This is a genomic window from Seonamhaeicola maritimus (genome assembly GCF_008056315.1).
In the GTDB taxonomy this organism is placed as follows: domain Bacteria; phylum Bacteroidota; class Bacteroidia; order Flavobacteriales; family Flavobacteriaceae; genus Seonamhaeicola; species Seonamhaeicola maritimus.
Map to the genome: position 1 here is coordinate 1 of NZ_VRKQ01000024.1, position 12,904 is coordinate 12,904.

Here is a 12,904-nt window from a genome sequence, read left to right on the forward strand (position 1 = left end):
ACACCGTTCACGTACAAACCCTAACCGTTCAGGATACAACAGGACCTACGGTTTCAGCACCAACCCCAACACCGTTAGAATGCGACAGCGACCTACCCGCCGCAGTTACAACTATTACAGATTTCATTAATCTTACTGGTGCTGGCGCTTCTGATAACTGTACGGCTACTAATAATCTAACAATAAGTTCTACAACTGGCCCCTTGGTAAATAATTCTTATAATGGTACTATAACCAGAACTTATACCATTACAGATGCCTGTGGCAATTCAACTGATGTTGATCATGTATTTAATATTAATGATACAACCAATCCAGTTATTTCATGCCCGAGCGGCATCACCGTTAATGCAGATCCTGGAGTGTGTAACGCAGCCGTTACTATTCCTTTAGCGACGGCTACAGATAATTGTTTGATGGCCACCATAACCAATAATTACAACGCTGGAGGTGCTAATGCTAGCGGTACATTCCCCGTAGGAACTACAACCGTAACTTATACCGCTACGGATGCTGCCGGTAATACAGCTAGCTGTTCAATTAATGTAACAGTAGTTGATAATGAAAACCCAACTATTACTTGTCCAGCAGATGATATTACTGTAAATAATAATGGTGGTGAATGTAGCGCTATAGTAACTTATTCTGTTCCTTTCGATGATAACTGTTCTGGAAGCACGATTTCGCAAACAGCAGGTTTGGCTTCAGGCGGCACATTCCCCATAGGAACCACAACCAATAGTTTTACGGTAACCGATGCTGCTGGCAATACTGCTTCCTGTAGCTTTACAGTAACGGTTATTGATAATGAAGCACCTACCATTGCTTGTCCTCTTGATATAAATGTAAATAATGATGCTGGAGAATGTACCGCTATAGTCAATTTTGCAACGCCTAATTTTGATGACAATTGCCCAGGAGCTTCAATTACTCAAATTGCTGGATTGCCTTCAGGAAGTGCCTTTCCTGTAGGGACTACTACTATAACCTATAGAGCTACCGATACATCTGGGTTAACAACTGACTGTAGTTTTAATGTTAATGTAACAGATAACGAAGACCCTGCAATAATTGTTTTACCGGATCTTACTGATGAGTGCTCTGTTACCATTTCATCTGCACCAACTACTACAGATAACTGTGCTGGTACTGTTACCGGAACCACTGGAGATTTTAGTATTCCTTATACCTTTAGCTCACAAGGTAATCATACCATTAATTGGCAATTTGACGATGGAAATGGAAATTCTTTTGTTCTAACCCAAAACGTAATCATTAATGATATTACTGATCCTGTTCCTGATGCGGTATCACTACCTGACGTAAACGTGGTAGATTGTGAGGTAGATGTCACTGTCCCTACCGCAACTGATAATTGTAGAGGAACCATTAACGGTGATGCAACTGATGCTAACGGCAATGATATTGATTTCCCTATTACTACCTTTGGTACAACCGTAATTACTTGGACCTATGATGACCGAAATGGACAAACGGTAAAACAGCAACAAAATGTAACTTTAACAAAACCAGCTATTTCAGGAGGTGCTTTATTGGGTCAGGTGGACACTTTGGATCCAATTGAGTTCCCACCTACAAACAATGTGCTTATTGCAGCCTGTCCTGATAATATTAATCCGGTAACAATTGATCTATCCGGACACAACGGAACCATTGTACAATGGGAACAATTTGAAGAAGGTGCCCAAAACTGGAATATTATTGCAAATACAACCGCTACTCATAATATTAATTTTGATTTTTCAAATTCGTTATCCAGTGTATTTCGAGTGCTCATTCAATGGGGAACCTGTTATGAATATTCTCAAATTTTAAGTGTGCATGCCGTTCCACCTGATGTCCCTCCACTACTTGAAGAAGATTATTTCAACACTTGTTTTCCTAATGAAGTTTCCTTGACAGCCCATAGTGGATATGGTGGAGATCTTATTGATCCTGAAGACGAAGATGCCGGACAATTTGATCAAGGACAATTCCCGGATAAATGGAATCCGAATATGTGGAAGATTGATGGTCAAGTGGCTGGAGTAGCTTTTACCGGTGCAGCCAATAATCGTTCAGTAAACAACTGGACAGCTACCAATAACCACCCCTTCCCCGATGGGACTTGGTCACCTAAAATTGAATACGATTCCAATAATTTCAAGTTTGCCATAGCACAAGGGGATTATACCAGTCAGGAATACATTGATGAGTTTCCTCCAGGGAATGCCTCAACCTTGGAAACCCCTATTATGAGTTTGCTTGGTTTGGAATCACCGACGTTTTCATTTACCCAGGCATGGAACTTATTCCCAGGAGATACGGCATTATTAGAAATATCATTAGATGGAGGATTGACATACGAACCTTTACCTTTACAGGATTTAACAGATCCTATAGTTCCATGGGACTGGGCCTCTTATCCTCCTTCTACATCAGATAATTATATTTTTGACCAGAGCATTGCTACATTTGATTTGAGTGCTTATTCTTCCTATGACCAAGTTCGTATCAAATGGACATTTTTTGGCACAAGTCCTTTTAGTGCTTGGGCCATAGACGAAATTACTTTGCCTCTTGGTGGAGCACCAGCAGATGAAATTGAATGGACCGATGGTATTGGAGATCCAACAGAAGAACCTCTGGCCGATGGCACCTTGAATGTTACCTACACTTTTACACCAGATGCTCCCGGTTTTCACCAATATGGAGCTACCATACTGGTTAATGGATGTAGAGCTTATGACCCTGCTGGCACGGCATTGGCAGATGTCATCCAAAATTATGCCTATGCAGGTGAAGATGTGGTTTATGCGGTAGGTGAATGTGGTGAGAATCTAGTAACTCTGAATGCTTATGACAACACGAAGAGTGCTGTTGAAAATGCTGCAAAGGGTGCTTATAAAGATGCTTTAACTCATGCTGATTTATTAGATCCTGATTGTAAAAATTGTGACGATCCGGGTACAATGAGTCCCGGGAAATGGACAGTTGTTAGTGCAGTTTCTAGTTGTGGTGGTAATTCTTCATTTTCTGATGATACTGATCCCGATGCTACATTTACCGGTGATCCCGGAACCTATACATTACGATGGACAGTTGGCCCATTTGGACTAAATAATGAAATTTGTTCTGATGACCTCGTAGTTGAAATTACAAATTGTTCTAGAGTGGATTTTGATGGAGAAAATGACAACGTAACCTTTAGAAATAATTATAACCTAGGAGATGAATTTAGTATTGAATGTTGGATAAAACCAGACGCAACAAGCAATACAGGTTTAGCCAATAATACTATTCAAACTATTATTTCCAAACGAGATGCCAGTGACTTTGGGAACCAGGGTTATGATTTAAGGCTTGAAGGCTCTACCTTATCATTTAACTGGAACAATACAGGCTCTTTGGTCTGCCCTTATCCAATTGATACTAATAGATGGTATCACATTGCCGTGACCAGAACAAAATCAGGAAAAAATTATGTCCTCTATGTAGATGGCATTCAGGTTGCCAGTACAACAGGAAATCCGCCCACGGCCAATAGCAGAGATTGTATTTTAGGAGCTATGGATCAAACTGGGAACCCTCCAAACCCTCCTGTAAATTATTTTAGTGGATGGATTGACGAAGTGCGCATATGGAATATGAAATTGAGTGTGGACCATATAAGGCATATGATGAACCAACAAATTGTTAGTTCTGGTACCAATGTTATTGGGGAGGTAATTCCTCTTAAAGTAGACGGGCCTGATGCCAATGGTGATGGAGCTGATGACAATCCCGTTACCTGGGCAAACCTTGATGGCTATTACCGTATGGATAATATATCATGTGGTTATTTACAACCTTATTCAGGAAAAGGTGTTGATGGTAAACTTCAGTACATCACAACTCAGCAAGATGATAGTGCGCCATTACCTTATACCTCAAAAGCAAATGGTAATTGGAATGATACAACTGGTTCTACGCCTTGGACCTATGGAGATACTGTTTGGGATCATCCAAATAGTAACGGAGTAAATGGCGACCCAATTGATTGGAATATTGTAAGAACTGGTCATAATATAACTTCTAACACTCAAAATCTAACTTTATTAGGACTGCTTGTAGATACAGCCGAACTCACTGTTACCAATACCGGAACACAAGATGAAACAAACCCAGGACACGCATTAAACATTACGCGTTATTTAAGACTCGATGGCTTGATAGATTTAGTTGGGGAATCACAATTGATTCAAAAACGTTATTATTTCGATGACGATGGTAACCCAAATAATGATGATGTTACCTATCAAATTAGTGGGAGTATTTTGGATACAGCAAGTAGTGGACATTTAGAGCGAGACCAACAGGGACAATCTAATTTATATAACTATAATTATTGGAGCTCTCCAGTGAGCGAAAACGGAGTTAATGGAGATTACAGTATTGCAAATGTTTTGAAAGATGGTTCGGATACAAATAACCCTATCCCTTTGGACTGGACTTCTGGTCGTGATGCCATAGGAAGTACCACTCCTGTTACAATGAGTAGACGCTGGCTTTATAATTTCAAAAATGATCCTACTAGAATTTATGCGAATTGGGAAAAAATTCAGGAAACTACACCGATACCTCGAGGTTTAAGTTTTACTATGAAAGGTAGTGGAGATACATCTGGCACAGTACAAAACTATGTTTTTGATGGCCTCCCTTATAACGGTACAATAACCACTCCAATAACTAATGGCAATGAGGCGCTGGTTGGTAACCCATACCCTTCTGCCTTCGATGCAAGAGAATTCATTTTGGATAATATACCGGGTGGAAATCCAGGCACTTCTGGAAGTATTGATGGTGCTTTATATTTCTGGATCCATTATGTTACCAACGATACACATATATTAAGGGATTACCAAGGAGGCTTTGCTCAACTTACTTTAGCAGGAGGAAATCCGGCGGCAGCCCCACCTTTAACCATTGATGGCTATGAGATTAGTGGACAAGGAAATTCTGGCAAAATACCTGAATACTATATTCCTGTTGGTCAAGGCTTTGTTGTTTTCGCAACAGGAGCCGGTACTGGTGGAAATGTAACCTTCCATAATAAACATCGGATATTTAAGACTGAGCAAGGCTCAGATCCCGAATCTATTTTTATGAAGCAAAGTAGTACAAAAGAGAAAATAAATGCCCAGCCTCCAAAAAACAGTCAAGAAGAAGATGATATACAACGTGTAAGATTATTATTTAGAACACCAGAAGGTGCTAAACGTCATCTATTATTAGGATTTACACCTGACAATACTGCTTCTGATGGCTTTGATTTTGGTTATGATGCGATAAGTAGAGAAACATTCCCTAATGATATGTTATTCAGAATAGATGATAAAAATTACATGATTCAGGGAGTTGGTGAATTTGATGAGGCTAAACAATACCCTGTTGGTATTTTCTCAACAACCGGTGGTCCTGTCGAAATTCATTTAACCAAATTAGAAAATCTTTCACCAAACACGAAAGTATATGTGTACGATGCACTATTAGGCAATTATACAAAAATTAATAATAAAGCATTTGAAATGACATTGGATCCTGGAGATTATCTTAACAGGTTCTACATAACATTTACAAAACACAATACACTTTCTGATGATGATAACGAATTATTATTAGACCAAGTTCTTGTTAACTATTTACATAACAGCAGAGAAATTCATATTAAAACTAATAGCAATGCAAAGGTGAAACAGGTTTATCTAACAAATTTTCTAGGACAAACTGTTAAGACTTGGAATGTTTCTAACACACCTTCATTCTCAAATAACATGAAGATTCCAGTTGGAAATGTTGCTGAAGGTAGTTACATTATTAAAGTTCAGACTGAATTAGGCAGTGCTAATAAGAAGGTTGTTATTAGTCAATAGGTTCATAGTATTATAAAAAATTGTATTAGAGGTGGACGTTGTCCACCTTTTTTATGCAAAAAAGTCGATCAAAAACAATTTTAAAATGTATTTCATCGTATTTTTTTGCGTTTTATAGGTTTTTTTGTATTATATTTTTATATTAGCTTCGTTGAAAGACGTAAAAAATCGTTAAAAGACCAAAGCTAATGACACCTACTTACCGCTTATGCGTATTTATCTTTTTGCTAGTTGTGACCTCTACCTCATTTGCAAAAAACAATAACTATAGTGCAGGCAATTATGCTGAAGCAAGCTATAGTTCATCTGAAATTCAACGTGTTCGTATATATTTTACTTCTCCTAACGGATTAGTAAGGCACTTACTACTGGGGTTTACCTCTGATGATGCTGCGACTGACGGTTTCGATTTTGGTTATGATGCTCTTAATCGTGATAATATAGCAGATGACTTAAATTGGATCATTGAAGATGAGCGTTATTTAATACAAGGGGTTGGGGCTTTTGAGGACACTAAAAAATATCCATTGGGAATGTTTTTAAAAAATACAGGAACCATAAAGATAGACTTGAATCAACTAGAAAACTTTAATACTGATGTTGATGTATTTATCTACGATTCTTTATTAGACAGCTATACTCGGATTAATGAAACCACTTATACCAACGATATGCAGAGTGGAGAATATTTAAATAGGTTTTATATTGCTTTTAAAGACAACTCCGAACCAAGTGCTGCAAAAAGCCTATCTACAAGCGATGAAACTTTAGTTAATACTAGAATAAACTACTTACATAATTCAAAAGAAATTTTAGTTGATACTAATAACACTACAGAAGTACAGACTATAAATATTTTTAACATTAATGGTCAACTAATTAGAAGCCTTAGTCATGTTAACAAAAGCTATTTAAAAATACCAATGTATGAAAATATTAAAAATATTATAGTCTCCATTGAAACTGACTTTGGAGCAACAAGCAAACTACTAATGATACATTAACGTTACCTCTATCATAAAAAAAGGGTCTAAGCAAATTTACTTAGACCCTTTTTTTATAGGACTTTATCGATAAAACACACAAGTTAATAACTTTTTTAACATCTTAAATATAATAACTACAATTTAGCTCTATAAATTATTATTTTTAGTTAAATTTTTTAACCCTATAAACATTTCAGCTAAATGAATTTAATTTTACCAACCAAAAAGCTGCTCATTCACAAAACCCTAGCAGTCATTCTTTTTTTATTTGTTGCCCATGTTGGAGCGCAAGGAACTTTACAAGTAAGTGGTAATGGAAACGTTATCGCAAGCGGAGATAACACCCCGTCAACGTCAGATAATACTGATTTTGGAACTATTGGTCAAGGCGGATCAATTAATAAAACATTTATTATAGACAATACCGCTGGTGGTGGAAGCCCGGGTAGACGTCTTAACAATATAGTTGTTACTATAGATAACTCAGATTTCTCACCTACACCGGCTAACTTAGGAAATCTTAAAGGAAATGAAAACCCTATCAATCATTCAATTACCTTTACCCCTAGTACCACGGGGATCCAGACAGCAACAGTAACCGTAAGTTTCTCAAACGGAACCAACAATCCGTATACTTTTACAATTCAAGGTGAAGCTGTTGTTCCTATACCAGAAATAGAGATTCGAGGAAATGGAATTGCCATACCCGCAAGTGGAAATCTTACAAATAGCATTGCAGATAATACAGATTTTGGAACAACAAATGAAGGCTCAACAATTGATAGAGATTTTACAATTCATAATTTAGGAACGGGTACCTTAAATATATCAAGTATAGTACTTGGTAATCCTACTGATTTTGCATTAGTAAATTCTGGAAGTTCTTCCATAGCTCCTGGCGGAAGTACAACTATGACAATACGCTACAATGCCTTGACTAGCGCTACTCATTATTCCTCTATCACTGTTAGTAATTCAGATTCAGATGAGAATCCTTATTTGATAAACATAGAAGCCACAGCAACTGAGGCACAATATATACCGCTTACCACTGGCCCTGATTGGACTGTTACTAATATTACAGCAGACAATGAATTGGATTATCCAAATGAAATCACTTTTGGTCCAGATGATTTTTTATGGATTACAGAACGAGTTGGTAAAAAAGTGGTTAAAGTAAGTCCAGACGGCGGTTCTAAAATTGTAATGTTAGACCTAACTGCCAAAGTACACCAGTCCGCAGGACAGGATGGACTAATGGGAATGGCTATTCACCCAGACCTTTATGTAGACTTGAACACTACAAATAATTTTGTTTACCTAGCTTACACTTACGATAGCGGTGGTAGAAAATTGAGAATAGAGCGTTATACTTATAACAGCACAACAGGTTTATTGAACAGCGGGTCCAACACTACAATAATAGAAGGATTTGATGCCAGCAATGATCATAATTCAGGACGCCTAAAAATTGGTCCAGATTTAAAGTTGTATTATACCATTGGTGATCAAGGTGCCAACCAATTTGCGAATGCCTGTAACGAAATTAGAGCACAATATTTACCAAGCACTCAAGGAGATTATTCTGATTATAAGGGGAAAGTATTAAGATTAAATTTAAATGGAACTATCCCTTTAGACAACCCAACATTAGGAGGTGTACAAACTCATATTTACACCTACGGACATCGTAATGCACAAGGTCTTGTTTTCGGATCTGACGGAACATTATATTCTTCAGAGCATGGTCCTAAGGTTGATGACGAAATCAATATTATTTCTGCAGGTAAAAATTATGGATGGCCATTAATTGCAGGTTATTATGATAATTTATCATATAAATATTGTAACTGGTCAAGCGCCACAAACTGTAATTCAGGAAATTTTTCTGATCACAATTGTGCCGATGGGGTTACGCCAATAGAAGAGTTTATTTCTGGTGAACCATTGGATCACCAAGAACCAATTGGTACTTACAATAGTACTGTAGGCTTTGACCCAGGTGGAGGCTGGTTAACATGGCCGACAGTTGGTCCTTCTAGTATTGATATATATGAAGGGACTGAAATTCCAGGCTGGGATAAATCTTTACTTATCACAACTTTAAAAAGAGGAACTATATTCAGGGCTAAATTAAGTGCTACTGGTGATGCTTTAGAAGATGGCATATATGAGGAGTTTCATTCTTCAAATGACAGATATCGTGACATAGCAATAGACCCAAATAATCAAGTTATTTATGCTATTACTGATAATACTGGTGGTACTTCGGGACCTTCTGGCACTACAAGCGTTGGTATTGAAAACCCTGGTGTTATTGTTAAAATCCAGTATGGATGTATTATTGGATCTGTATGTGATGATGGCGATGCCTGTACCACAAATGACGTTTATTTAGATTGTGATACATGCGCAGGGACATTCCAAGACGCAGATGGAGATGGTATTTGTGATGCAGATGACCAATGCCCTGGTTTTGACGATAATTTAATAGGCACTACTTGTGATGACGGGGATGCCTGTACTATTAATGATGTGTATACTGATTGTGATACGTGCTCTGGAACATTTTTAGATGCAGATGGCGATGGTGTATGTGCTAATGATGACCCAGATGATAATGATGGATGTACCCCAGATCCTCAATCTCCAGCTTGTAGTACATGTTCAGATTTAACTACTAGTTTTAGCACAAACCCTCTAACGCATTCTGGTGGAGGATCTAGTAGTACAACATTAAACTTCAATTCAGTAAGTCAGGATGTATTGTTTACTATTAGTGATCTGGATCAAAGAACAGGTGGTAAACCAAACAATAGATATATAGATCAAGTACTTGTAGAATATAATAATGGAAGCGGCTTCCAAGATTATGGTACATTCTCAGGAAATTCTGTATCTAATGTATTGGTTGACATTCAGGGTATTGTAACAGCGGTTAGAGTTACTTTAAGTGATGGATATGACGGTAGTACCTCAGCAACAATGAGTGTGAGCTTTACTAATGTTGATTATTGCTATGAGGCTGCAAGTGGAAAGGTTGCATCTGGTAAATCGAAAGTGGAGGATTCAGCCAATATTAATACTGTATCTAACTTTAAAATATTCCCGAATCCAGCTAAATCTGAAGTTTTTGTAACCTCACCAGAATCTGGACTTAAAGCTACCATTTCTTTATACACCATTACTGGTCAAGTAGTTAAAAAAATAAAGATAACCAGAAATATTCAAAAAGTTGGACTTGAAGGTTTATCGAAAGGATTATATTTACTACGAGTTATAAATGATACTGGTGAAGAATTAGAAATGAAACGAATTATTATTGAATAAATAAATAATGATTTAGTTTAATACTTTAAAAGGGTCTGTATCATTATGCAGACCCTTTTAATAGTTTAAGACTATTTAATAATCATACCAAAATTTTCAAATACATAGTGCAGAAATACATTTAATCGTACTTATTTGCATTTCATGGGTTTAACTTTGAATTATTATTCTATATTTGTGCGTAAAATTGTTATATAAATACCAAAAACACCTATTAATCATTTATCTCTCTCTCATGAAAAAAAAACTACTTAACCTTCTTAAGGTGCGCTATACTGCACTTTTATGTTTTTTACTTTTTAATGCTTCCATCTACGGTCAAGAAATAACCGTAGAAGGTAATGGACAATCAATTACCGATGGGGAAACCACAACTACCATAGATAACTTTACTGATTTTGATGGAAACACAACTAGAACATTTACCATTGATAACAGTCAAATTTCAGGAAATACAACACTAAATGTATCAAATATATCACTTGAAAATTCAATAGACTTTTCAATTACCTCTAATCCCACACCAGTTGGAATTGCAAAAAATGGACCGAATGCTACCTTTACAATTACATTTAATGCACTTTCCCCAGAGGCTTTTTCAAAAGTAACTATCGTTAGTGATGCCACCAATGATGGTGGAGATGATTTTACATTTACCATTTCTGCAGATAACACGCCTGAAATTGAAATGGAGGATAGTGGCAGCAATGTTATAAGTTCAGGAGGGAATTTTGACTTCGGAACTATTCTACCTAATTCAACAGGCTCAGAAACATTTTCGATTAAAAATATATCTAATACCTCAACAACACTAACTCTAGAAGGCGCACCTAATGTTAGCATATCTGGAGATTCAGAATTCTCAGTTTCAAGTCAGCCAGCTTCAAACACCATTTCTGGTGGCACATCTCAAACTTTTACAATTGAATATAGCCCAACAGGCGTTGGCGGACCTCATAGCGCCACGATTATTATTGACAATGACGATCAAGATGATAGTGAAGACCCATATACATTTACCGTAACCGGATTATCAGCTAATATTGTTTATACACCCACTACAGATGGACCAGATTGGACCGTAACCAATATTACAGCCGACAATGAATTAGACTATCCTTATGAAATCACATATGGTCCTGATAATTTCCTATGGATTACAGAACGCGTTGGTAAAAATGTGGTAAAAGTTGATCCAACCGGTGGAAGTAAAACAGTCATGCTAGATCTATCAGCTAAAGTATTCCAATCAGCAGGACAAGACGGATTAATGGGTATGGCAATTCATCCTGATCTTTATGCAGATTTAAATACCTCAAATAATTTCGTGTATTTAGCATATACCTATGATAACGGAGGTAGAAAACTAAGAATAGAACGCTACACCTATAATTCTAGCACAGGACTACTTGACAGTGGAAGCGCCACAACCATTATTGAGGGTATTGATGCCAGTAATGACCATAATTCGGGCCGCTTAAAAATAGGACCAGATTTAAAATTATACTACACTATAGGTGATCAGGGCGCTAATCAATTTTCAAATGCGTGCAGTGAAGTTAGGGCCCAATATTTACCAACTAGCAATTCTGATTACTCAGATTATAAAGGCAAGGTGCTACGCCTAAATTTAGATGGCTCGATTCCATCTGATAATCCAACATTGTCTAGTGTTCAAAGTCATGTGTATACCTACGGACATAGAAATGCCCAGGGTATCATATTTGGTTCAGACGGCACTTTATATTCCTCAGAGCATGGCCCTAAGGTAGATGATGAATTAAATATTATATCGGCTGGAAAAAATTACGGCTGGCCAAACATTTCAGGGTACAACGATAATTTAGGCTATGAATATTGTAACTGGTCTAGTAATGGTAGCTGCAATCCAAATGACTTTTCAGATCATAATTGTATTGGTGTTACCCCAATTGCTGAAAATGATGCTTCTAACAGTTCTATAGTTGCGAACCTTCAAGAGCCTATTGGTACATATAATAGTACTACCGGAACAGAACCTTCTGGCAGCTGGTTAGAATGGCCAACAGTAGGTCCGTCTAGTATTGATATTTATGAAGCTGGACTTATCCCAGATTGGGATAAATCATTACTTATATCAACTTTAAAAAGAGGCACCCTATTTAGAGCTAAATTGAATGTTGCTGGTGATGGTTTAGAAAGTCAGGTTTATGAAGAATTTCATTCTTCTAATGACCGGTATAGGGATATTGCTATGGACCCTGATGGTGTTACCATGTATTTGATTACCGATAATACAGGAGGTACTTCTGGACCTTCAGGAACAGGTAGTGTTTCTATTCAAAACCCCGGAGTCATCATAAAAATTGAATATACAGGCACCGTATTAAACACTAATTCGTTTGCATCTAATAGACCTGATTTCTCCTTAATCCCTAATCCGGCATCAAATAGTTTTAGAATACATTTAAAATCTGCTTTTAGTTCTGAAAGAATAAATATTCAGATTATTGATATTCAAGGCAGAATTGTAAAACAGTTTGAAGATATAAGTCAAAATAATCAAATTACTACCCATACGCTTAAAAATGGTTTATATTTTGTTAAAGTAAGTGGCTTAAACCAGAAATCAGTAACTACCAAAAAGTTGCTTATTAAGCGTTAAAAACAAATTATATATATTCAAAAAACACCCAT

4 protein-coding genes are annotated in these 12,904 nt (G+C 36.9%); all 4 read left to right on the plus strand.

What is annotated here, in order from left to right:
• Window positions 1-5,912: HYR domain-containing protein (locus FUA22_RS17900; protein WP_147769976.1), on the plus strand; the 5,912-nt coding region annotated here is incomplete at its 5' end.
• A gap of 188 nt (window positions 5,913-6,100) precedes the next feature.
• A complete protein-coding gene (locus tag FUA22_RS17905; protein WP_147769977.1) occupies window positions 6,101-6,916 on the plus strand; it encodes a hypothetical protein in 816 nt (271 codons plus the stop codon).
• Window positions 6,917-7,099: 183 nt separating this feature from the next.
• On the plus strand, window positions 7,100-10,228 hold the full coding sequence (locus tag FUA22_RS17910) for a PQQ-dependent sugar dehydrogenase (RefSeq protein ID WP_147769978.1): 3,129 nt from the start codon (window positions 7,100-7,102) through the stop codon (window positions 10,226-10,228).
• A gap of 235 nt (window positions 10,229-10,463) precedes the next feature.
• Window positions 10,464-12,872 carry a PQQ-dependent sugar dehydrogenase gene (locus tag FUA22_RS17915; protein WP_147769979.1) on the plus strand — a complete coding sequence of 803 codons (2,409 nt, stop codon included), beginning with the start codon at window positions 10,464-10,466 and terminating at the stop codon, window positions 12,870-12,872.
• The last annotated feature ends 32 nt before the right edge of the window (window positions 12,873-12,904 follow it).

What these genes read in the sequence shown, in the direction of transcription:
- FUA22_RS17905 (WP_147769977.1), top strand. Translation starts at nt 6,101, where the DNA reads ATGACACCTACTTACCGCTTATGCGTATTTATCTTTTTGCTAGTTGTG.
- FUA22_RS17910 (WP_147769978.1), top strand. Translation starts at nt 7,100, where the DNA reads ATGAATTTAATTTTACCAACCAAAAAGCTGCTCATTCACAAAACCCTA.
- FUA22_RS17915 (WP_147769979.1), top strand. Translation starts at nt 10,464, where the DNA reads ATGAAAAAAAAACTACTTAACCTTCTTAAGGTGCGCTATACTGCACTT.